General features: G+C 64.0%; 27 protein-coding genes. 13 read left to right on the plus strand and 14 right to left on the minus strand.

Annotation, left to right across the window (positions count from 1 at the left end; all coding sequences use genetic code 11):
• Positions 1-6 precede the first annotated feature (6 nt).
• Entirely contained in the window at positions 7-1,578 is a 1,572-nt protein-coding gene (gene murJ, locus B9A23_RS18365) for a murein biosynthesis integral membrane protein MurJ (protein WP_084280589.1), read from the minus strand.
• Between the two features lie 36 nt (positions 1,579-1,614).
• Complete coding sequence (gene secB / locus B9A23_RS18370; RefSeq protein ID WP_084280620.1) at positions 1,615-2,133, minus strand: protein-export chaperone SecB; 519 nt, start codon at positions 2,131-2,133, stop codon at positions 1,615-1,617.
• A gap of 280 nt (positions 2,134-2,413) precedes the next feature.
• Here secB and B9A23_RS18375 point away from each other — a divergent pair, with 280 nt between their 5' ends.
• Genes B9A23_RS18375 through B9A23_RS18385 form a run of 3 tightly spaced genes read left to right on the plus strand, consistent with a single transcriptional unit; the run spans position 2,414 to position 4,959 of the window.
• Complete coding sequence (locus B9A23_RS18375) at positions 2,414-3,118, plus strand: Tim44/TimA family putative adaptor protein (protein WP_176218062.1); 705 nt, start codon at positions 2,414-2,416, stop codon at positions 3,116-3,118.
• A 28-nt stretch (positions 3,119-3,146) separates the two neighbouring features.
• The gene (locus B9A23_RS18380; protein WP_176218063.1) at positions 3,147-4,373 is read left to right on the plus strand and encodes a murein transglycosylase A; all 1,227 of its coding nucleotides are present in this window, start codon (positions 3,147-3,149) and stop codon (positions 4,371-4,373) included.
• 10 nt (positions 4,374-4,383) lie between these two features.
• Complete coding sequence (locus tag B9A23_RS18385) at positions 4,384-4,959, plus strand: Smr/MutS family protein (RefSeq protein ID WP_084280593.1); 576 nt, start codon at positions 4,384-4,386, stop codon at positions 4,957-4,959.
• Here the strand turns inward: B9A23_RS18385 and B9A23_RS18390 are convergent.
• The gene (locus B9A23_RS18390; RefSeq protein ID WP_084280594.1) at positions 4,956-6,215 is read right to left on the minus strand and encodes an RsmB/NOP family class I SAM-dependent RNA methyltransferase; all 1,260 of its coding nucleotides are present in this window, start codon (positions 6,213-6,215) and stop codon (positions 4,956-4,958) included. The two genes, B9A23_RS18385 and B9A23_RS18390, sit on opposite strands and share 4 nt — an antisense overlap.
• Before the next feature lie 73 nt (positions 6,216-6,288).
• On the opposite strand from B9A23_RS18390, the gene B9A23_RS18395 reads away from it, so the two are divergent.
• Complete coding sequence (locus B9A23_RS18395) at positions 6,289-6,465, plus strand: DUF1674 domain-containing protein (protein ID WP_084280596.1); 177 nt, start codon at positions 6,289-6,291, stop codon at positions 6,463-6,465.
• A 3-nt stretch (positions 6,466-6,468) separates the two neighbouring features.
• On the opposite strand, the gene B9A23_RS18400 is transcribed toward B9A23_RS18395, so the two are convergent.
• The 4 genes from B9A23_RS18400 to dksA all read right to left on the minus strand — a co-directional run bounded on the left by B9A23_RS18400 (position 6,469) and on the right by dksA (position 9,448).
• Positions 6,469-6,897, minus strand: a complete 429-nt coding sequence (locus tag B9A23_RS18400) for a DUF4112 domain-containing protein (protein WP_084280598.1) — start codon at positions 6,895-6,897, stop codon at positions 6,469-6,471.
• A 5-nt stretch (positions 6,898-6,902) separates the two neighbouring features.
• On the minus strand, positions 6,903-8,366 hold the full coding sequence (locus B9A23_RS18405; RefSeq protein WP_084280599.1) for an ABC transporter substrate-binding protein: 1,464 nt from the start codon (positions 8,364-8,366) through the stop codon (positions 6,903-6,905).
• An 84-nt stretch (positions 8,367-8,450) separates the two neighbouring features.
• On the minus strand, positions 8,451-8,810 hold the full coding sequence (locus B9A23_RS18410; protein ID WP_176218064.1) for a PilZ domain-containing protein: 360 nt from the start codon (positions 8,808-8,810) through the stop codon (positions 8,451-8,453).
• A 179-nt stretch (positions 8,811-8,989) separates the two neighbouring features.
• Complete coding sequence (gene dksA, locus B9A23_RS18415) at positions 8,990-9,448, minus strand: RNA polymerase-binding protein DksA (protein WP_084280600.1); 459 nt, start codon at positions 9,446-9,448, stop codon at positions 8,990-8,992.
• A gap of 306 nt (positions 9,449-9,754) precedes the next feature.
• On the opposite strand from dksA, the gene B9A23_RS18420 reads away from it, so the two are divergent.
• Positions 9,755-10,099: an SEL1-like repeat protein gene (locus B9A23_RS18420; RefSeq protein ID WP_139797554.1), complete on the plus strand. Its 345-nt coding sequence runs from the start codon at positions 9,755-9,757 to the stop codon at positions 10,097-10,099.
• A gap of 18 nt (positions 10,100-10,117) precedes the next feature.
• On the opposite strand, the gene fghA is transcribed toward B9A23_RS18420, so the two are convergent.
• From fghA to copC, 4 genes are all read right to left on the minus strand, one after another.
• On the minus strand, positions 10,118-10,969 hold the full coding sequence (fghA, locus tag B9A23_RS18425; protein WP_084280602.1) for an S-formylglutathione hydrolase: 852 nt from the start codon (positions 10,967-10,969) through the stop codon (positions 10,118-10,120).
• Positions 10,969-11,340, minus strand: a complete 372-nt coding sequence (locus tag B9A23_RS18430) for a VOC family protein (protein WP_084280603.1) — start codon at positions 11,338-11,340, stop codon at positions 10,969-10,971. The genes fghA and B9A23_RS18430 overlap by 1 nt, the downstream gene beginning before the upstream one ends.
• A gap of 97 nt (positions 11,341-11,437) precedes the next feature.
• On the minus strand, positions 11,438-12,292 hold the full coding sequence (gene copD, locus B9A23_RS18435) for a copper homeostasis membrane protein CopD (RefSeq protein WP_176218065.1): 855 nt from the start codon (positions 12,290-12,292) through the stop codon (positions 11,438-11,440).
• Positions 12,293-12,296: 4 nt separating this feature from the next.
• Positions 12,297-12,674 carry a copper homeostasis periplasmic binding protein CopC gene (gene copC / locus B9A23_RS18440; RefSeq protein ID WP_084280606.1) on the minus strand — a complete coding sequence of 126 codons (378 nt, stop codon included), beginning with the start codon at positions 12,672-12,674 and terminating at the stop codon, positions 12,297-12,299.
• Positions 12,675-12,817: 143 nt separating this feature from the next.
• Between copC and B9A23_RS18445 the strand changes: the two genes are divergently transcribed.
• The 6 genes from B9A23_RS18445 to B9A23_RS18470 all read left to right on the plus strand — a co-directional run bounded on the left by B9A23_RS18445 (position 12,818) and on the right by B9A23_RS18470 (position 17,462).
• Complete coding sequence (locus B9A23_RS18445) at positions 12,818-13,075, plus strand: hypothetical protein (protein WP_084280607.1); 258 nt, start codon at positions 12,818-12,820, stop codon at positions 13,073-13,075.
• Between the two features lie 8 nt (positions 13,076-13,083).
• Complete coding sequence (locus B9A23_RS18450) at positions 13,084-13,512, plus strand: Spy/CpxP family protein refolding chaperone (protein ID WP_368655945.1); 429 nt, start codon at positions 13,084-13,086, stop codon at positions 13,510-13,512.
• A gap of 42 nt (positions 13,513-13,554) precedes the next feature.
• The gene (locus B9A23_RS18455; RefSeq protein ID WP_139797559.1) at positions 13,555-14,082 is read left to right on the plus strand and encodes an RNA polymerase sigma factor; all 528 of its coding nucleotides are present in this window, start codon (positions 13,555-13,557) and stop codon (positions 14,080-14,082) included.
• 26 nt (positions 14,083-14,108) lie between these two features.
• Entirely contained in the window at positions 14,109-15,890 is a 1,782-nt protein-coding gene (locus B9A23_RS18460; RefSeq protein ID WP_084280610.1) for a copper resistance system multicopper oxidase, read from the plus strand.
• Complete coding sequence (locus tag B9A23_RS18465) at positions 15,887-16,909, plus strand: copper resistance protein B (RefSeq protein WP_139797555.1); 1,023 nt, start codon at positions 15,887-15,889, stop codon at positions 16,907-16,909. Before B9A23_RS18460 ends, B9A23_RS18465 begins: the two co-directional genes overlap by 4 nt.
• A 91-nt stretch (positions 16,910-17,000) precedes the next feature.
• Complete coding sequence (locus B9A23_RS18470) at positions 17,001-17,462, plus strand: DUF2721 domain-containing protein (protein WP_176218066.1); 462 nt, start codon at positions 17,001-17,003, stop codon at positions 17,460-17,462.
• A gap of 29 nt (positions 17,463-17,491) precedes the next feature.
• On the opposite strand, the gene B9A23_RS18475 is transcribed toward B9A23_RS18470, so the two are convergent.
• The 3 genes from B9A23_RS18475 to B9A23_RS18485 are packed head-to-tail and all read right to left on the minus strand — an operon-like array spanning position 17,492 to position 19,759.
• On the minus strand, positions 17,492-17,785 hold the full coding sequence (locus B9A23_RS18475; protein WP_084280612.1) for a polyhydroxyalkanoic acid system family protein: 294 nt from the start codon (positions 17,783-17,785) through the stop codon (positions 17,492-17,494).
• Positions 17,785-18,540, minus strand: coding sequence for a hypothetical protein (locus tag B9A23_RS18480; protein ID WP_084280613.1), 756 nt, complete (start codon positions 18,538-18,540; stop codon positions 17,785-17,787). The genes B9A23_RS18475 and B9A23_RS18480 overlap by 1 nt, the downstream gene beginning before the upstream one ends.
• 7 nt (positions 18,541-18,547) lie before the next feature.
• On the minus strand, positions 18,548-19,759 hold the full coding sequence (locus B9A23_RS18485; protein ID WP_084280614.1) for a toxic anion resistance protein: 1,212 nt from the start codon (positions 19,757-19,759) through the stop codon (positions 18,548-18,550).
• Positions 19,760-19,914: 155 nt separating this feature from the next.
• Between B9A23_RS18485 and B9A23_RS18490 the strand changes: the two genes are divergently transcribed.
• On the plus strand, positions 19,915-20,646 hold the full coding sequence (locus tag B9A23_RS18490) for an SDR family NAD(P)-dependent oxidoreductase (RefSeq protein WP_176218067.1): 732 nt from the start codon (positions 19,915-19,917) through the stop codon (positions 20,644-20,646).
• Positions 20,624-21,142, plus strand: a complete 519-nt coding sequence (locus B9A23_RS18495) for a hypothetical protein (RefSeq protein ID WP_139797556.1) — start codon at positions 20,624-20,626, stop codon at positions 21,140-21,142. Before B9A23_RS18490 ends, B9A23_RS18495 begins: the two co-directional genes overlap by 23 nt.
• The last annotated feature ends 34 nt before the right edge of the window (positions 21,143-21,176 follow it).

The following is a 21,176-nucleotide window of genomic DNA, read 5'->3' on the forward strand; positions in this document are numbered from 1 at the left end:
GTGCCTTCAGTTGGAGCGGCGACGCCGCAGGAGAAGCTTGAGGTCGTCCACCCGGAAAGCCCCGGTCAGGACGGCAGCGAGGCCATAGACGACGACCCCAGCGGTGACCAGAGATGCCATGGCCGCGATGCGCAGGGTCCATGTGCCATGGACATAGGGCATGACCAGTCCCTGCCCCGCCCACAGCACGGCGCCCATCGCGAGCGCTGCCAGCGCCAGTCGCACCGTCCGCCGCTTCAATCGTGCATCGGCGGCAAAATGTCCGCGCCCCACCAGCGTGCGATAGAGCAGCCAGACGTTGACGGTCGAGGCGATCGCGGTTGCCAGCGGCGGCCCCATGTGCCTGAGCGGCACGATCAGCGCGAGGTTGCCTACCAGGTTCACCACCATCGATATCGTGGCATAGCGCACCGGCGTCTTCGTATCCTGGCGCGCGTAGTATCCCGGCGTAAGCACCTTGACGAGGATATAGCTCGGCAGCCCGATCGAGAACGCGGCCAGCGCCTGCGCGGTAAAGTGCGTGTCCTGCGCGTCAAACTTGCCATAGCCGAACAGCGCCGCCGCAATCGGCTCGCCGCACAGCACCAGCGCAACCGTGGCGGGCAACGTCAGCAGCAGCGCCAGTTCCATGCCGCGGTTCTGCGTCTCCATCGCCGCCGCTTCCTCGCCCCCGCCCAACTGGCGCGAGATCGTGGGCAGCAGCACAGTGCCAAGCCCGATGCCGATCAGCCCCAGCGGCAACTGGTTAAGCCGGTCGGCCATGTAGATATAGGTGACCGAACCGTGATCGAGCAGCGATGCGGCAAGGGCCGTCGAGATCACCAGGTTGATCTGCACTGCCCCCGCGCCCGCCGCCGCCGGCAGTATCAGTTTGAGCAGTTGCTTCACTTCCGGTGAAAGGCGCGGGCGTCGCAGCCGTAGCCGCACCCCATTCCTGCGGCAGGCCCACGCCAGCCACAACAGTTGCAGCGCGCCCGAGACAGAGACGGCAATCGCCTGATTGCGCGCGGTCACCAGCGGATCGTCGGAATGAAAGCCCAGCAGGGCAACGATCAGCGTCAGGTTCAGCAGGATCGGCGCCGCTGCATTGACCCAGAACTTGCCCAGCGAGTTGAGAATCCCGCCGAACAGCGAGACGATGCTGATCAGCATCAGGTACGGAATCGTCCAGCGCGAAAGCTCTACCGCATAGGCGAACTGCTCCGCGCTGACCCCGTTGAACTTGCCCGACAAAAGCAGCGTCACCGGCCAGGCGAAGATCTCGAGCACCACCGTCATGAACAGAAGCACCGGCAGCAGCACGGCCAGCGCCGCTTCCGCAAAGTCCAGCCCGTCGCGCAGGCCCTTGCCCTCGGGGTCAGCGACCTTCTTGTTGAACATCGGGATGAAGGCGCTGGCGAACGCCCCTTCCGCGAACAGGGCGCGGAACATGTTGGGCAGCCGGAACGCAACAAGGAACGCGTCGGATGCGAACGCTGCGCCGACGAAGCGCGCGAATAGGCTGTCACGCACCAGCCCGAGAATGCGGCTGAGCAACGTCAGCCCGCCGATTGAACCGGTGGCCTTGAGGAGGTTCATAGCCGCATCCTTCGGGCCACCGGATCAGGTATCAGATCAGGCGTTGCCTGCGGGTTCGGCTTCCGCGGTCGCTTGGGCCTGCGCCAGTTGCTGCATATACAGGCCGTTGAAATCGATCGGTTCCAGCATCAGCGGCGGGTAGCCGGCATCGCGCACGGCATCGGCGACGATGCGACGGGCGAAGGGGAACAGGATGCGGGGGCCTTCGGCGAACAGGAACGGATGGGCCTGGTCATCGGGCACGTTGCGCATGCCGATGAGGCCGCAATAGGCCAATTCGACGATGAACGCGGTGCCCTGCGCACCCTTCGAGGTCACATTGATCTTCAGTTCGATCTCGTGGATTTCAGGCTGGATCAGACGAGCCGAAATGTTGAAATCCACGCCGATTTCGGGCGCTTCGGTCCATTGGTAGGATTCGGGCGCGTTCGGATTCTCGACCGAGAGGTCCTTCACGTACTGCGAGATCAGGCCGATCGCGGGCGAGGTGTCTTCGCCATTGGGCACCGGACCATCGAGATTGAGATTCGAAATGATGTTGCCTTCGTCGGCCATGAGACACGTGCTTTCTGTGTGGGTTTCCCTTGGCCGCGCGCCTAGCATCATGCCCGAAAGGCCGCAATCCGCCTTCGCTGTGCCCGTGTCCATGCGGTCTGCCGCGCTCTTCTGGCGCAGGTGAGCAACAACCGGGCGAGATTCTTTGCCAAGGGATGAGCCCAAAGGGTCATGCACGCGTTGTTCATTTGTAATCCGTACCTATTTGAGGCACGTTGGAATGACGCCGTGAGCTCTGGTCTTCCGAACCTGGGCCATGGACAGTTCGGGAATCTTGCGCGTGATTGTTCAAATTGTGATCCTGGCGATGATTGCAGCCTTTCTGGGCCTGCGACTCTATTCTGTTCTCGGCCGCCGGCCGGAGCGGGACGAGGAACCGATGCGTCGCAGGATCGAGCAGCCTGATCCGTCGGCGCAGAACCCGGCAGGTTCGAATCGGACCCAGCAGCCCATTGCCCCTCGCGCGGCAGAGGCGGGGTCGCTCGCTGGCCGTTCGCGTGAGCAGCTCGTGCCCGAGGTAAACACTTTCGACAATTCGGCCGAAGCTGGCGTTCGCGCGATCATCGCTGCTGATCCCCGCTTCGATGTGGCGCAGTTCCTTGCAGGCTCGAAGGCTGCCTATGCCATGATCCTCGAAGCCTTCTGGCGCGGGGACAAGGAAGAACTTACGCAGCTTTGCGATGCCGATGTGCTCGAGGGCTTCACCTCCGCCATCAACGCGCGCGTCGAAGCTGGCGAAACGATCGACGCCCGCGTCATCCGCGTCGAGGAAGCGCGCATTGTTGCTGCTTCGATCGAAGGCAAGATGGCCCGCATCTCCGTCCGCTTCCTGGCCGACATTGCATCTGTCACGCGCGACAGCGAAGGCCGCGTGATTGCCGGATCGCTCGATGACGCAATCGAAGCACGTGACTTGTGGACCTTCAGCCGCGACCTGACCTCGCGCGATCCGGACTGGCTGCTCGACGAGACCGACGAAGCCTGACGGCAGACCTCGGGGCAACGAGCGCACGATGATGAGGGGTCGGACTAGAAGCAGCATTGCGACGCTGCTGGCCGCCTTGCTGCTTGGAAGTTGTGTCCGCCTTGTGCCGGAAACATCCGGCCCGCGCCCGCAGCCGCTGCCACAAGGCCAAGCACCAGCTCCTGCTCCCCCAACGACCGCACCCACCGCCGCGCTTTTGGGCGTAAAGGCCGGACCAATGGCGACAGGACTCGGCTTCAGGCGCGACAATGCGATTGCCGCACTCCGTACGTTCGCGCGATCGTGCGCACGCGTCACCAAGCGGGCGGACAACTCCGGGCTGACCCAGCCCCAGGACTGGCAGCCCGCTTGCTCTGCCGTGGGCACGTGGCCCGAAGCGGATGCCCCCCGCTTCTTCGCCGCTTACTTCGAGACGGCCGAAGTCGGCGAAGGTTCGGCTTTCGTGACGGGTTACTTCGAACCCGAAATTTCCGGAGTGCGCCAGCGGCAACCGGGCTTTGATGTTCCCATCTATGCCATGCCGCCCGATCTGGTACGGGCCAGGCCCGGTGATGCGCCGCCACTTCCCGATGGGCGGATGCCGCTTGGCCGCTATGACGAAGCGGGCGTCTTCACCGCCTATTACGATCGCAGCCAGATCGAGGCTGGCGCACTTGCCGGCAAGGGTCTGGAAATTGCCTGGGCGGCCGATCCGGTCGAGGTGTTCTTCCTGCAGATCCAGGGGTCTGGCCGGCTGCGAGGGCCTGACGGTTCGGTAATCCGGCTCGGCTTTGCAGGACAGAATGGTTATGCCTACACCGGCATCGGCTCGTTGATGCGCGAACGGGGCCTGATCGGGTCATCGCCCGGCCAGTATTCCGGGTCCATGCAGGGCATCCAGCAGTACCTGCGCGATTTCCCCGACGATGGTCGCCGGCTGATGCAGCAGAACCGCAGCTTCGTGTTCTTCCGCGAGATGACCGGCGCTGGTCCGGTCGGCGCGCTCAACGTGCCGGTCACGCCGGGCGCCACGGTTGCAGTCGATCCGGCCTTCGTCCCGCTCGGCGCACCGGTCTGGCTCCAGCTTGATCGCAATGACGCCAGCGGCCTGTGGGTGGCGCAGGACACCGGTGGCGCGATCCAGGGCGCCAACCGTTTCGACAGTTTCTGGGGTGCCGGGGCCGAGGCCAGGCGCGTAGCCGGCGGCATGAGCGCACGCGGCCGCGCCCTGATTCTCCTGCCCAAGGGGACGCTGGCGCGTCTCAACCGGCAGTGAGCGGCCGCTGATGGCACGGGCGCCGCGCGGCCTTTCGGCCGAGGAAGCCGCGTTGTGGAACAGGGTGGCGGCTACAATCACGCCGCTTCACCCACCCCGTGCCAAGGCCAAGCCGGTCGTTGCAGTCGTCAGCGCGGCGCCAACGCCTGCGCTGCCAGTGCGGCGCGTAAAAGGCCGCGTGCCCCAGCCCCCGGCACCTCCCCCGCCACCGCGCCCTGTGTCACGGCCCCTCGAAAGCCATGGCCTCGATTCAAGCTGGGATCGCAAGCTTTCCCACGGCGCGATCGCACCCGACGTGACGATCGACCTGCATGGCCTTGGCCTGGATGCGGCGCATGGACGACTGAACGGTGGCATAGCCCAGGCGCTGGCCATGGGGGCGCGGGTCATGCTGCTGATCGCGGGCAAGCCGCGCTCGAGCGAGGAGCGCGACGCACGTGGCAACCAGCGCGGTGTCATTCGTGCCAAGCTGCTCGATTGGCTGGCACACAGCCCCCATGCCGATCGCATTGCCGCCGTCCGCCCGGCCCAGCCCCGCCACGGTGGATCAGGCGCGGTCTACATCGTGTTCCGAAAGACGCGCTAGATCTTTCGCCAGCGCGCGGCGAAGAAGCCGTCGATCCCGCCCTTGTCCGCCAGCATCCCCGGATCGCTACGGAAATTCCCATCCTGGGCGGAAAGCCCTGCCGGCAGTTCCTCATCCATGACCGGAACCTGCCAAAGTCCCGTGAAAGCAGCAGCCTGAAGCTCGCCCTCGGCAGGCTCGAGCGAGCATACCGCGTAGACCAGCGTTCCCCCCGGCGCGAGCCAGCCCGCCGCCCGCTGCAGCATCGCCGCCTGCAATGCCACCAGTTCCTCAAGCGCGGCATGGCGGTGCAGAACATCGGGATGACGGCGACAAGTGCCAGTGGCGCTGCACGGCGCATCGAGCAGGATCGCATCGAATGGGGCATCGGGCTGCCATGTCAGCGCATCGGCAACGACGACCTCCGCCTCGAGCCGGCTTCGGCGCAAGTTCTCGGTCAGCCGCTCGGTCCGGCGGGAGGACTTGTCGAGCGCGGTGACCTTCCAGCCGGCAGCTGCGAGTTGCATCGTCTTGCCACCCGGCGCGGCGCACAAGTCGAGCGCGCGACGGCCTTCGCCAGCGCCCAGCAAACGTGCCGGAACACTGGCCGAAAGGTCTTGGACCCACCACGAACCTTCCCCGAACCCTGGCAAGACCTCTACCGAACCTGCACGCGCCATGCGGATGTGCCCCGGTGCGAGGGACTGCCCGCCAAGTCTTTCTGCCCAAAGCGAAGTTTCAGCAGGATCGCGCAGCGTAAGGTCCAGCGGCGGCGGTTCGGCCAACCCTTGCGCGATCACACCGACCCGATCTCCCCACGCCTCGCTCCAGCGCGCCGCGACGGGGGGCGGCAAGGTGGGTGCAGGCGGCAATGCGGCTCCGCCCCTGGTCACCGCGGAGAACACGCCATGCGCGAGACGGCGCGGGCCACCGACCAGCAGCGGCAAGCCGGTGGCGACAACGGCGTGGCCCGGCAGTCCCAGGCGAAGTGCCTGTGCCAGCATGATGCGCAGCACCGAACGCGCCTTGGCGTCTTCGGGGAGCACCTGCCGGGTCGCGCCATCGATCAGGGCATCAAGATCAGCCATCCAGCGTAGCGATTCCTGCGCGATAGCCAGTGCGAGCGCGCGATCGTCGCCGCGTTCGATCCCGCGCAGGATTGGCGGCGCTGCCTGATCGAGCGGATCGCCGCGGCGCAGAACGGCATCGAGCAGGCGCAGCGCGGCGCGGCGGGCGGGAACGCCGGGAACTTCATCGGGAGCGGTGGATCGGGCCATGACAGCGGCCTATCGGCGCTTGTGCCCCAATATGCAATTGCAGTTCGGCGCAGGAGCGCCCATCTCGAACCCCATGGACAAGCCCACACCCCGCGCCACCAAGCGTCCGGCAGACTTCACGCAGCCAGCGCACTGGACCAACGAGCCCGCGCCTAAGCCCATGGCGATCGAGCGCGGCGACGATCCTGACGGCCTTGATCCCACCCGCTTCGGCGATTGGGAGAAGAACGGAATCGCGATCGATTTCTGATTGTCAGCCTTCGATGACGCGCGCCTGCGGGTGATGCTTGTCGAGATGCTTGCGCAGGATCTTCAGGTTCTTCGAGTTCGAGCGGAAGAACAGGTCGAAGGCATCGCCGACGACCGGCACGGCGCCCAGGGCAGTATCGAATGCCACATTCGCGCCCATGCGCCACAACTTCCACTTCGGCAGGCCTAGATTGCGCGCTTCCCAGACGATGTAGGCGCCCATCGCCGCTGTGACCAGATCGCCGACGACCGGCACGAGGCCGGCAATCGCATCAAGCCCGACATCGCGGCGGATGCCCGGGATGGTAAAGCTGCGTTCGAGAACGCGCTCAAGCATCTCCACGCGCTTGAGAACCGATGCCGGATCGTTGCCCAGCCCCGGAAGTTCAGGACGCAGCGGTTGCGGGCGGGGGGCGGAAGAGGTGGTCGTCATGGATCCTATCTGGGAAGCCAGGCCATCGGCGGCAAGGGATGCCAGCCCCACGGCACCGCTGCAAAACCGCTGACGCTGCCGCGCACCATAGACCAGCGCATCGGCCGGGCTATCGGGATAAAGCCATTGGCGGCGGTAATCTCGGCCTCAGCCTCGGCCAGCAGCGCAGCGCGTTCGGCCGGGTCGTTCGCGCGGCGCGCCTCGGCAGTGCGCTCGTCGCCTGCGGGACTGCATACGGCCTTCTGTACCGTGCAGGAGAGCTGGTTCAGGAACCACGTGGCCCGGCCATAGCGCGCGGCGATATCGACCAGCCGCAGGTCGGCACGATCGTTCTCGCCCACCTGGCGAACCGAAAGACCGATCTTGGCAAAATCGGCGCGCAACTGCTCCAACACATAGGCCGAACCCGGGCCATCAGGCATGGCAATGTTCAGCGTGGGGATTGCCCCGCCCGAACCCTTCCAGGCGTTTACGCGCGTGGCCGCCTGCGCTCGCCGCTCGTCGAGCGACATCGCCCCCCAGCGCTCCCCGATCGTGCCGAGATCGTCCTCGACGTCGGGGGAGACAATGCGAGTGGTCGGCTGCCAGCCGCCGATGTTGAACCGCGCGAGTAGCGCTGCGCGGTCGATCGACATGGACAATGCCTCCCGGTTGGAGGCCGCGCCAAGAAAGCCGCTGGTCCGGTCAACGACAAGGCCGAACAGCCCGATCACTGGATCAAGTTGCACATTTCCACGCGTCAGCCCGATGCGTCCGGCAAGCGGGATCGTATCGATCCGCCCCCCCAACAGGACATCCGCATAGCCATCGTCGAACAGCGAGACCGCCTTGCCGGCCGGCGCGAGGGTGATGGTAAGCGGCCGGGCACGCTGCGCGAAATCGGCAAGTTCGGGAAGGCCCCGCGCCTTCGGGGGAATGAGACCAAGCACGATGGTGCCATCGGGCTGCCGGGTCAAAGCCATCGGACCGGTACCCATGCCGCCAAAAGCCAAGGCGAGTTCCGGCTGTGCCAGAAGCGCAAGCAGTTCGGGCACTGGCGCGCCCAGATCGATTTCGATCACCCGGTCTGCCATGACGCGAACTTCGTCGATGGCTGCAAGGTCCAGTCCGAGTGCCGTACCCTTGAGATTGGCTATTGCCTTGCGCAGGAGCGCAACGGTGACTTCTGCAGAAATGCGCTTGCCGTCAGGCATCGCGCCGTCTCGCAGACGGAAGATGTAGCTACGGCCGTTGTCGGTGACGATCCAGCGATCGGCCAGTGCCGGCACGACCCGACCCTGTTCGTCAAAACCGACAAGTCCCTCGAAAGTGGCGGCGCGCAGAAGCTGGGCGGGCGGGGACAGCCGTGGACCGCGCTCCTTGAGCGCGGCGCCGTCGCCAATCACCACCACCGGCAAGGCACCGCCATGATCCTGCCCGCATCCACCAGCGGCCAGGAGCAATGCGATTGCTGCAAGTTTTCGAGCCATCGCAGGCAGACTAGGCGAGGCGTTCCTGCAGGTCCAGAAAGTAAGCGGCAAATGCGCTCCGCCTTGCGAACGAGACCATCCGAGTCAGATTTTCCGAAGCGGCCCTGTGTTCTGGATGGGCGCTACAACCTTGACGAAGCGCGGGGTCGACGGGCCCGTGCCGACAGGTTCACGAGCAAGCTTGGGATCGATTTCTTCGACAAAGGCGATGCCGAATCGGTTGTCCTGGATCCACGCCACGACGCCCGACACCCAGCCGATGTTGCGCAGGTTCACTTCGATCTGGGTGCCACGCAGAACCTTCATCGGACCTTCGGCCATCATGCCGCCGGCGGAGAGGTTGCGGACCTTTACGCGATGCTCGGCATCAGTACCGGCAATGCGCACCTCTGCCATGAGGAAGAGGCTATCACGCCCCAGTTGCCGATGGTCGATGTCAGTCACCAAAGGGTCCGCCGTTGCCTAGAGTCTCAAATCCGCTCAGCCATGCGCGCATGTGCAGGAGGACAGATCGCAGAAATTCGTACTGTTTTCCTAAACGGCAAAGGTTAACGGGGCGTTATTGACGCCAGCCGTTAACCCTTTGCCTCGCCTGTTTCAGGCATTTGCCCGATCCAGAATGATCACATGTCGCGCGAGATTTTTTCCCGGCGCTCATGCGCTTCCTGCGCTTCTACTGTCATCGTTGCGATGGGGCGAGCGATGAGGCGACCAAGGCCGATCGGCTCTCCGGTCACTTCGCAGTAACCATATTCCCCTTCATCGATGCGCCGCATTGCAGAATCGATCTTCGCGATCAGCTTGCGCTGGCGATCACGCGTGCGCAGTTCGATCCCCCAGTCAGTCTCGCTTGAAGCACGGTCATTGAGATCGGGCTCGCGGATCGGGCCGTCCTGCAACGCCGAAAGCGTACCTGCGGCTGCAGAGAGGATCGACTTCTTCCATTCCATCAGCAGGCGTCGGAAATAGTCCTGCTGCGTTTCGTTCATGTAAGGTTCGTCGTCACTTGGAACGTAATCGCTCGGCATCGCACGACGCGCTTTTGCCAGAACGTCAATCTCGTCACTCAAGACCCCAGCCATTCGGCCCTCCGCATTGCAAGCTTCCGCCCCTCCCCGCCCACATTCTTCCCACGTGGTTTCCCACATGGACGCGCAGGCTTTGTTGCTCGCGCGCCTATAGGATTGGCCCGTGACGCACACAAGCGCTTAGGCGGCCATGATACACAAATGGCGCGGCAACAGTGCTGTGCCGCACAGGCTTTTTTCGACACGAAATGATCCGCAATGATGACTCGCGGCAGATTAACCATTTGTTGACCAAGATTGGTGACCTTGTGCTTCGTTGAGTGGCCATGAAAGAGGCCTCACAAACGGGGGTAATGGTAAATGACTCAGAGCTTTATCAAGCTGGTCAGCCACACAGGCGAAACCGAATCAGGCACTCGTTCGAACGACCATGCGGACAATCTGGTGGCCACCTGCCTTGCTGCGGCCGCCGGCGGCGACAGCAATGCGCTGTTCGATCTGGGCGTGGCCTATTCGACGGGCAGCCATGGCGTGGACTGCGACCTTATCGAGGCACACAAGTGGTTCAATCTGGCCGCGGTCGGCGGACATGAGGAGGCGGCACAATGTCGCGCCGACATCGCCGATGAAATGACGGCACGCGAGATTGCCGAAGCGCAGCGCCGGGCACGCGAATGGCTGCGGGCAGGACGCGCCGCAGCCTGATTCTTCGCGGCGTTATCTTCAGGCGTTCAGCCGCTCGGCGTGCCAGCGGACATGATCGTCCATGAAGGTCGATATGAAGTTGTAGCTGTGGTCGTAGCCAGGTTGCAGGCGAAGGGTCAGATCGACGCCCGCCGCCTTGCATGCCGCGTCCAACAGTTCGGGCCGAAGTTGTTCGGCAAGGAAGCCGTCGGCATCGCCCTGATCGACCAGCACCGCGCCGGCCGGCCGGTGACCGTCTTCGATCAGCGCCACGGCATCGTGCTTGCGCCATGATGCGCGATCGTCCCCGAGATAGCCGGCGAGCGCCTTGTGGCCCCAGGGGACCTGTCCCGGCGCAACGATCGGCGCAAAAGCGGACAGCGACCGGAAGCGGTCAGGATACGTCAATCCCAGCGTCAGTGCGCCATGCCCGCCCATCGAGTGGCCGGTTATGCCCATGCGGCCAAGATCCACGGGAAAGGTCGCGCCCAGCAGAGCTGGCAATTCCTCGGCGACGTAATCCCACATGCGGTAGTGCTGAGCGTAAGGCTCCTGCGTGGCATTGACGTAGAACCCCGCTCCCAGACCGAAGTCATAGGCACCTGCCGGATCATCGGCCACGCCGTCGCCCCGCGGCGAGGTATCGGGCGCGACGAAGACAATCCCGTGTTCGGCGCATGCCTTGCGGTACTCGCCCTTGTCGGTGACATTGGCGTGGGTGCAGGTCAGCCCCGAAAGGTAGATCAGCACGGGCAATTTCGCCCCGTCTGCCGCCTGCGGAGGCAGGAAGACCGAAAAGGTCATCCCTGTCCCCGTCGACGTGGACTCGTGCTTGTAGACGCCCAGCGTTCCGCCGTGCGACTTGGAGGTAGAGACCGTTTCGAGTGGCATCAGGCGATGATGTCCAGAGCGCAGAGCTTGTTGCCGGCAGGATCGCGCAGGTAGGCGAGATAGTAGGGGGAGCCTTCGCGCGGTCCCGGCGGGTCTTCGCAGGCAGTGCCGCCCGCTGCAACGCCCGCAGCATGCCAGGCATCGGCCTGTTCCGGGGTCATGCGGAAGCCGATCGTGCCGCCATTGGCACCGCATGCCGCTTCGCCGTTGATCGGCTTGGTCACGATGAACAGCCCGCCGCTGTGCTGATAGATCAGCCGGCCCTTGGGATCGGTGATCGCTTGCGGGCCGCCGAATGCGGCGAAGGTGGCGTCGTAGAATTCCTTGGCAGCGTCGATATCGTCGGCGCCGACCATGACGTGGCTGAACATAGCTCTCTCCCGTTGACGAGTTGCAGCGGCAAGAGAGCTAAGGCACTGGGTCGTGCGGTCAAGCGCCCGGACGGGAATTCTTTGTTGCCAGAAGGCCTCATGCGGCCGGATCGAGTACACCCAGCGCGGCAACGATGACGACGATGGCCAGGCCGACCGCGAATTCGGCAAGGATCGCGCGGCGCAGGCGGGCTTGCGCTCCGTCTTCGCCTTGCTCGAACGCAGGCACGATCAGCCAGCGGTTGCCGGCGGCGAGCGCCAGCATGACGATGAATAGAGTCAGCTTCACCACGAGCAGCGCCGCCCAGCGGCTGTGCGCGAAGGTCGACCAGGCAATTGGCCATCCGGCAATGGCCAGCGTGTTCACCGCTCCGGTCAGCACGAGGACGGCGACGACGACGCTGCCGGTGCGGGCAAAGCGTGCAAGCGCTTGGCCGTCCGAGTCGTTTCGCAACGCCGCGGCGAGAAACGCGGCGAGCGCCCCCAGCCAAAGCGCTGCGGCAAGAAGATGCAGGCCATCGGCCCAACGGTGCAGCGCGGCTTCGCTTGCGCCGGCGTGGCCGGTAAATACGATCGAGCACAGAGCCACCGAGCCAGCCACGGCCAACGCCGGCGCGCGCAGGGCGTTGAGTGGCACGACTGCTGCTGCAACGACGGCGGCAAGGGCCGTAAGCCGCCACTCCATCACCGCACCAAGCGGCGTGGCTGCCAGCACGGCCTCGGCTGTGGGCTGGTCGAGAGCGGACAGAGCCATTCCCGCCATGGCCGCGATCGATTCAAGCGCCCACCATGCCGACGCCGCTGCCGCTGCGACCGCCATACCTGCCAGCATGCCGCGCGCCCTCGCCGAAACCGGCTGACCATTGGCAAGAGCGTACAATGGCAAGCCGGCGACGAGCAGCAGCGTCACATACGACAGCGCTCGCGCCGCGATGAGCGCTGAACTTTCCAAGGTCTTAGCGGACTGTGAAGGCGTATTGCCCTTCGATGCGATGCTGGTCGCCCGCGACGGCATGCCACTTGAGGTTATAGGTTCCCGCCGGCAGCGGGCGCGGGAGACTGACGCTGAGCACCTTGCCCTTGACGTCGGTCTTGAAGCCCTTGATCGGCATCGGAGCGTGATTGGCCATGCCAGGCATTCCGGTCATCACCAGATCAATGCCGGTGAGCGGGGCAACGAGATCTTCGGAAAAGGTCAGCGAAAGGCGTGTGGGCTTGGCCACGGCCGTGTCGGCGGCGGGGTTCGCTGCGACAAGCTTCGGGTGTGCGAGCGCGGCTCCCGGGAGCCCCAACAGGGCGAGCGCAGGAACGGCAAGAAGAGCGAGACGACGCATGACGGGGCCTTTCGGTTGGGATCTGAAGGGCTTTACGCACTATTGCTGCCTACCCCTCAGACACTCGCACGATTTTTTGACTTGAGGGATTTGCATTGAACGCGCGTATTATGGCCTGCGTAAACAAAGGAACACAGCCAGCAATGGCACAGATTGACGATCTCCTTGATGCACTGGCCGTAAAGGCATCCCCGCATGCCCTGACCGCGCTTGACGGTGTCGTGATGCAAGGTTTGGCCGAGCGACGCGATCGCCTGCAGGCCAGACGCGGCATGATGATGGCGGTCGGCATTGCCGCCCTGGCAGGCATGGCCGGATCGGTCGCACCATCGGCACCGGCACAGGCGGAACCGCTTTTCGGCGTACCGTCGGGCGCGCCTTCGCACCTGCTGGTGGACTGATGGGCGGCATGTTGCGGTATGTGATCGTGGCGCTGGTATCGGCTGCGGTGGCATTGGGAGCAAGCCACCTCGCGCGCGGGCTGATGCCCGAACACCATGGCAGCGAATTGCACCAGCTCATGCATGACCGGCTCGACCTGTCCCCGCCGCAACAGCAGGCGATTGACCGGATCGAGGCGGATTTCGCCAAGCAACGAACGGTTCTCGACCAGAAGCTGCGAGCCTCCAATGCGCTGCTTGCCCGTGCCATCGAGACCGAACACAGAATTGGCCCAGAGGTTACCAGTGCGGTGGATGCATCGCACATGGCGATGGGCGAACTGCAGAAGGCAACGCTGGCTCACGTGTTTGCCATGCGCGCCGTCCTTACGCCTGAGCAGCAGGCGATCTTCGACCGTGAAATCGCCCGCGCGCTGACCGCGCCCGACCATCGCTGACCAGTGTTTGGTGCTGGAGACACCGGCGATCAGGACCCCTATCTGGTGACGCGTGCGCTAGGCGGGCAGCAGCCCGCCTATTCCGCGCTCCTTGCGCGTCATCGCGACGCCGTGTTCCGCCTGGCCCGCCATCATGTCGGTGACGAAAGCGAGGCACTGGACGTCACGCAGGAAGCCTTCGTTTCGGCCTTTGCAGCCCTTGCGCGGTACGATCCCGCCCGACCCTTCCGGGCGTGGCTGCTGCGCATAGCGCTTAACAAGTGCCGGGACTGGGCACGGCGACGCGCGGTGCGGCAGTTCTTCCGCATGGCTCGGCCGCTTGATGATGCCATCCAGATTGCCGATGCCGGTCCGGACCCCGAAGCAGCGGCCATTTCGGCACGCGAACTGGCGCGCGTGACCTCCGCGATTGCAGCGCTGCCTGCCAACCTCAAGGATCCCCTCATCCTGTGCCGCCTCGAAGGTCTTTCCATGGCCGAAGCGGCGCATGTGCTGGAAATCAGCGAAAAGGCCGTCGAGACCCGAATCTACCGGGCGCGACAGAAATTGACGGAATTGCTTGAGGGATAAGCCATCCTGCTGCGTAAAGGCAGCAAATGGACAAACCACTCATCCTCAATCGCCGCCGCCTGCTTATGGGAGCAGGCGCACTAGCCACCATGCCAGTGTTTCCGCTCTGGGCCCAATCGGGGCACATGGGCGGCCATGGCGGGCACGCCACAAAATCCGGTGCGCCGGCAGGCCGCAACACCGGTGGTGTGCTATCGGGCGAGAGCATCGCGCTTTCGATCGGCGCGGCAAAGTTCGGTGTGGGCAACAGGTCCGGTGCTGCCGTGGCCGTCAACGGATCGATCCCGGCGCCGCTCATCCGCCTGCGCGAAGGGCAGAAGGTACGCATCGCTGTCACAAACACGCTGCCAGAACAAAGCTCGATCCACTGGCACGGGTTGCTCGTGCCTTTCCAGATGGATGGCGTGCCTGGCCTTTCGTTTCCGGGCATCGATCCGGGCGAGACCTTTACCTATGAGTTCCCGATCACACATTCGGGCACGTTCTGGTACCATTCGCACTCGGGCATGCAGGAGGCCGAAGGGCTCTATGGCCCCATTCTGATCGACCCGGCAGAGCCTGACGCCGCTGCCCCGTTCGATCGCGAATACGTGCTGATGCTGGCGGACTGGAGCCCGATGAATCCGCATGAGCAACTGCGCAAGCTCAAGGCCATGGGTGGCTATTTCAACTGGCAGCGCCAGACTGTCGGCGGCTTGCTCAAGGGCAAGGACCAGAGCCTCAAGGAACGGCTCGAATGGGCCAAGATGCGCATGGACGCGACCGACATTTCGGACGTGACTGGCGCCACCTATTCCTATGTCATCAATGGTCACGATACCGGCGCGAACTGGACGGCGCTGTTCCGCCCCGGCGAGCGAATCAAGCTGCGCATCATCAACGCATCTTCGATGACCAACTTCAACTTTCGCATCCCGGGGCTGCCGATGACAGTCGTCGCGGCCGATGGCTGCAACGTCCAGCCCGTCGAAACCGACGAATTCCAGATCGCGATCGCCGAGACCTATGACGTGATCGTCCAGCCGAACGATTCTGCGCCATTCGGCATAATCGCCGAGGCAATCGATCGGTCCGGGCTTGTGCGCGCCACGCTGGCCCCGCAGATTGGCCTCGCCGGTGCCATTCCTGCCCGGCGCGCCCGTCCCGTCCTCACCATGCGCGACATGGGCATGGACATGAGTGGCATGGACATGGGCAGCAGCGGCGAAATCGATCTGTCCAAGCCCGCAAACGAGAGCATGGCGGGCCATTCGATGAAGATGCGCGACCTGTCTCTCGCGCCCGGCGTCAAGGCGGGACCGGGCGTAGCCACGATCTCGCCGATGCCCGCCGATCGTCTTGCCGACAAGCCGACCGGCCTCGAGGATGTCGATCACCGCGTGCTGACCTACGCCGACCTGCGCTCGCGCGTAGCCAACCCGGACCTTCGCAAACCATCGCGACAGATCGACGTGAACCTTACCGCCAACATGGAACGCTACATGTGGTCCATCGATGGCGAGACCATCTCTGACGGGGCCAAGCCGATCCCCTTCCGCAAAGGTGAGCGCGTGAGGGTGAACCTGATCAACCACACGATGATGCCACATCCGATCCACCTGCACGGCCACTTCTTCGAACTGGTCACGGGCGAGCCGGTCAACCGCCCGCGCAAGCACACGGTCAATGTCTTGCCCGGTGGCAAGGCCAGCTTCGACCTGACCGCCGATGCCGAAGGCGACTGGGCGTTTCATTGCCACATGCTGCTGCACATGCATGCCGGGATGATGCGTGTCGTCACCGTGCGTGCCGATGGAGGGGCAGCATGAGAAACATGATGCTCGCCGCAGCGGCCCTGATGGCCACGCCCGCAGTTGCGCAAGAAGCACAGGACCCGCACGCAGGCCACGACATGTCCCAGATGCAGGGCATAGACCATTCCGGGCACGATATGGGCGCAACCGGCGGCGCGGCTGCCGATGAGCAGGCGATGGAGGGCATGGATCACTCCATGCACGCACAAGCCGCCACAGACGGTTCTGCCGATGCCACACCGATGGACCATTCGGCTCATATGGGCCACACCATGCCGACCGTGCCGGACAGCGAAGTCGGCAACGCGCCTCCCCCACCTGCCCCGACCGATCACCCCGCCGACGCCTTCTGGGACAGGCAGCGCATGGTGCAGGCCCGCGCCGATCTCGCCAGTGAAGGCCGCTTCTTCGGCAATGCCCTGATCCTCGACCGGCTCGAATACCGCCCGCGCAACGGCAGGAATGGCTATGCCTGGCAGGCGATGGGATGGATCGGCGGAGACATCGACCGGCTTGCGGTCGAAACCGAGGGCGATGGCGCGTTTGGCAGCCCGCTGGAAACCGGCGAAGTGCGCGCCGCCTGGCGCCACGCGCTCGACCCGTGGTGGAACTTCGAACTCGGCGTGCGACAGGACTTCGCGGCGGGGCCGGACCGCACTTATGGCGTTATCGGCATCGAGGGCCTTGCCCCTTACTGGTTCGAGGTTGGCGCCCACGCGTTCGTCTCGAACAAGGGGGACGTGCACTTTCGTGTGGAGGCCGAACACGACATGCGCCTGACCCAGCGCCTCATCCTGCAGCCATCGGTAGAGCTTGATGCTGCAGCCCAGGACGTGCCCGAACTGCACATCGGTTCGGGCTTCGAGAAGATCGAGCTGGGAGCGCGCCTGCGCTACGAATTCGTCCGCGAGTTCGCACCCTATGTTGGTGTTCACTGGGAGCGAAAGCTGGGCGAAACCGCGCGATTGGCACGTGTCGACGGAGAAAACCCGTCGCAACTCAGTGCGGTCATCGGCCTGAGGATGTGGTTCTGAGCGCTGCCGCCGTGCCGAGGCGCAAACGTATCCTGCTTGCCCGCCTTGGAAGCGGCATGCCACATGGCTGTCGCAAAATCCGAGGATCCAGATGAATGCCGCTCATACAGGCGTGATTGCCCAGACTATCCAGCTTGCGCTGGCACCCGTGTTCGTGCTCGTCGCCATCGGCAATATCATGAACATCCTGACTACCCGGCTTGGCCGAATCGTCGATCGTTCGCGCACGTTGCAGGGACAGCACGGCGAAACCACCGGTCGCGAACATGACGTGGTCGTGATCGAACTGCGTTACGTCGATCGGCGCATCCACCTGATCGGGCGCGCCTTGCTGTTGCTGGTGATATCCGGCCTGGCAATCGGCGTGACGGTGGGCTCGCTTTTCATCGGCGAGATGGCCGGGCTCGAACTGCGCAACCTGACCGGTATCACGTTCTTCGCCGCGATCGCCTTGCTGATGATCGCGCTGGTCTATCTGCTGCTCGAAACGCGGATTGCGGCAAGTTCGCTCCGCCTGCCGCAGGAACTGCTCGAGCTCGACCGCGAGATCTGACGCTCGGGCCGAAGATCCGGGCCGAGAAATCAGGCCAAGAGCTTGCCGCTCTTTTCGCGGATGATGCCTTCGATCATGCGCTTGGCAAAGCCGAGGCTGGCGGGCAGATCGACGTCGACCACCAGCTCCTTCTCCGCCAGTTCGACCCCGCAATCAAGCGTATAGCCCATCGCGCTGACGGTCATCACCATGTGGTCGTCGTCAGTGAACGTCGTGGTCACGGTAGCCATGCCATCAGCCTTGGCTGCGGCCTGTCCGGCTTTCTCGCGAAGCCGGCGACGCGCTTCGTCGCGATCGAGCGAGTGGGGAATGGCAATGCGCATCAGGAGGCTTTCGGGGCTTCGAGTTGGGGCGCGGCATCAAGCCCTTCGCCATAGCGGTAATCCAGATAACGCCCGCGCACGGCCAGGGCATCAAGGTCGCCAGCGGCCAGTTGGCGCGTGATCTCGTCGATTTCCTTGCTGATCTTGCCGAGACCGTCGGCAAGTTGCTGATCGGCATTGAGCCCGCCGCGCTCTTCGCGCCGCAAGTGCTGCGGGATCTTGCGATAGCTTTCGACCATGCCGGGGAGGTGCTCCCCCACCAGTTTGCGGACTTCGACCGCGGCAGGCTCGCCCGGGTCGATGCCTTCCAGCTGAACGCCAAGCCCATCAAGCTGGACACCGATCTGATCGACCAGTTGCACTGCAGGTGCCGGCAAGGCCGGCCGCTGCGCCTCGAGCCACAGTTCGGTCCGCCCAACCATCGTGCGAACATCGCCGCTATTGAGGGCGGCAAGATCAGGTACCTTCATTTTCGGAAACGTCGCGAAGAACCACAGCGCCGCGACCATGGCCAGCCCCAGCACCATCACACCGGTTATGCCGATGCCATCCAGGATCATCCCGGCGACCATCGCACCGACCAGCAGCACGCCGACCGACATTGCCATGCGCGCCGCCTTCTTGCCGAAGTGCTGGCGCTTCAGTTCGGCCGAACGCTTGCCAATGCTGCGCCGCCCGCCCGCCTGCTGGCGCACCAAGGAGGAGCGCGCTTCGGCAAGTATGCGATCGCTGTCATGTGCCGAGGAATTGGCCATCGACCGCTCAGCCCTCCAGCGTCAGCAAAGGAGATGTGTCGGGGCCGGCAAGCTTGGCCTGCGCCGCACCTTCAGCCCGCGCGATATACCCCTTCGACTTCTCGACTTCGCCCGACAGCGTGTCCACCGTCTGCTTCATGGCATCCAATGCCTTGAGCTTGAACGTGTCGATCGTATCCATTGTGTCGTAGATATTCTGGAAGGCACGCTGCAGCGTCTCCAGCGGGATCGTGCTCGAAACGGCCATCTCGTGGATCTTGCCTGTCTGCTCGCGCAGCAGCTTGCCGGTGGAATCGATCATGTTCGCGGTCGTGGTGTTGAGCGCGGTGATCTGCTGCAGGACCAGACGCTGGTTCGTCATCGCCTGCGCCACGGTCACCGCCGTGCGCAGGGCTGCCACGGTGGTTGTGCTGGCGCGATCCACGCCCTTGACCAGTTCGACATTGTTCTTCTTTACGAGATCGAGCGCAAGATAACCCTGCACCGTCACGGCCATCTGCGTCAGCAGGTCCTGCGTGCGCTGGCGGGTGTAGAACAGGGCGCTCTCGCGGATCGCCTTGGCCTTCGCCGGATCCGAATGATCAAGATCGGCTGCTGCTTCTTCAAGCTTCCCGTCGAGCGTCTTCGAAATGTGGATCATCTGCTCGAGGTTGCCCATCACCTCCCACAGCTTCTGCCGTTCGACGTCGATCGCGGCGTTGTCCATCAGCAATTCGTCCTTGCCCGAGGCAAGGCGTTCGAGGATCGCCTTGATGTGCCCTTGGGCCGAAAAATAACCGTCGAAGTACTTCTTCATCGAATTGCCAAACGGAATGATGCCGAGGATCTTCCGTCCGGTGGACAGCTTGCCCTGCTTGCCCGGATCAAGTTCTTCCACTGTCCGACGCAGCGCGGCAAGGTCGGACCCCACGCCCGTATCCTTGTCCATCGCGCGAACTGGCCGGTCGAGGAAGCGGTTCGACATGCCGGCGGCTGCGGCGATCTCCTTGCGGCCCATGTTGGTCAACTGATCGACCTTCTTGCCGAACTCGGGGCTCTGCGCATCGACCGATACGAGATCGGCGACGAACGCATCGACCTTGGCTTCGAGCTTGCTGCGATTCTCCTGCGAAACCGGCACCAGTCCTGCGGCCTGAGCAGGCGCGACAACCGGCACCGGTTCGGGCGGTGTCAGCGAGATCGGGCTCATCGTGGCGGTTTCGGTCGGGGTGGAGGCCATCGCAATCGAACTTTCCGTTATTGGGCAACCGGCAACATGGTGCCTGACGCGTCGCGGCGCAAGCTGTCTTATGCACGCAACACAGCATCGCTGCATGGCTCTACTTGCTTAAGGCCGTATCGACGGACAGACGGCACCGATCCATGAACGGCTGCATGGAACCGTCAGACAGCAACGGGCTGCGATGCGCCGTGTTCGGCGCCAGTGGTGGGATCGGCGCAGCGCTGGCAGAGCAGCTTTGCGCGCGGGCCGACGTGGCCGAGGTGCATGGAATCGCTCGCGATCCGGCAAGAGTGCCCTCAGGCGCGATCCCCCACCGTTTCGACCTGACCAGCGAAGCCTCCATTGCCAAGGCATGTGCAGCGATCGGTGAGCCGCTCGATCTCGTACTCGTCGCCACCGGTCGATTGACCCGCGAAAGCGGCGATGGCCCGGAGAAATCGTGGCGAACGCTCGATGCCGATGCCATGGCCGAACTTTATGCGATCAATGCCATCGGCCCTGCCCTGATCGCCAAGCACACGCTCCCGCTGTTGCGCAAGCAGGGCAAGCCCGTGTTCGCCGCCATCTCTGCCAAGGTTGGATCGATCGCCGACAATCGCCTGGGCGGCTGGCATTCCTATCGGGCGTCCAAGGCAGCACTGAACATGCTCGTGCGCAATTTCGCGATCGAATTGGGCCGGACCAATCCCCGGGCGGTAGCCGTGACGCTCCACCCTGGTACTGTCGACACTCCGCTATCACAGCCGTTCCAGCGTAATGTTGCAGAAGGCAAGCTGTTCACGCCCGAGATCTCGGCGGCGAAACTGCTGCAGGTGATAGCTGGCCTCGACACAGTAGACAGCGGGCGCCTGTTCGCCTGGGATGGCGCCGAAATTCCATTCTGATCTGAAGGTTTTCTGCACGTCAGCGATGACCGAGCCGCTCACCGGCGAGACGCTGGTGGAGGCCGATGTCACGCTTGATCCTGTCGAGAACCTGTTGGGCACCGATATCGACGTCGCACTGGTTTCAGATCTTGAAGCGAACGCGTTGCTTGAAGGCGATGTGTTCGATGCCTTGGCTGACCTGGCCTCGGCAAGTGTAACTGTGGGTGACATTTCTGCGTCAGCGGAGGTGGCTGCAACGTCGGATATTGCGGGAGCCAGCCTGACTGAAACGGCCACTGATCTGCTGTCGCCCAGCCTCCTCGATACAACAGAGCCGCTGTTGTTGGCTTCCGAAAGCGTGGCGACAGATTTGCTCCTCAGCACCGATACGGGGCCGTTGGAGGCAGCGATTTCAGGCAGCGCAACGTTGGAGGGGAGCGCCGATCAATCCGGGGGACTGTCAGGATTTCCGTGTGCGGCCGGGCGGTTGATCATCAGGCCGCCATGGCTCTGATGAAACGTTCGCCGAAGATCACGGCAAATTGCGC

The organism is Novosphingobium sp. B1, assembly GCF_900176395.1.
In the GTDB taxonomy this organism is placed as follows: Bacteria; Pseudomonadota; Alphaproteobacteria; order Sphingomonadales; family Sphingomonadaceae; genus Novosphingobium.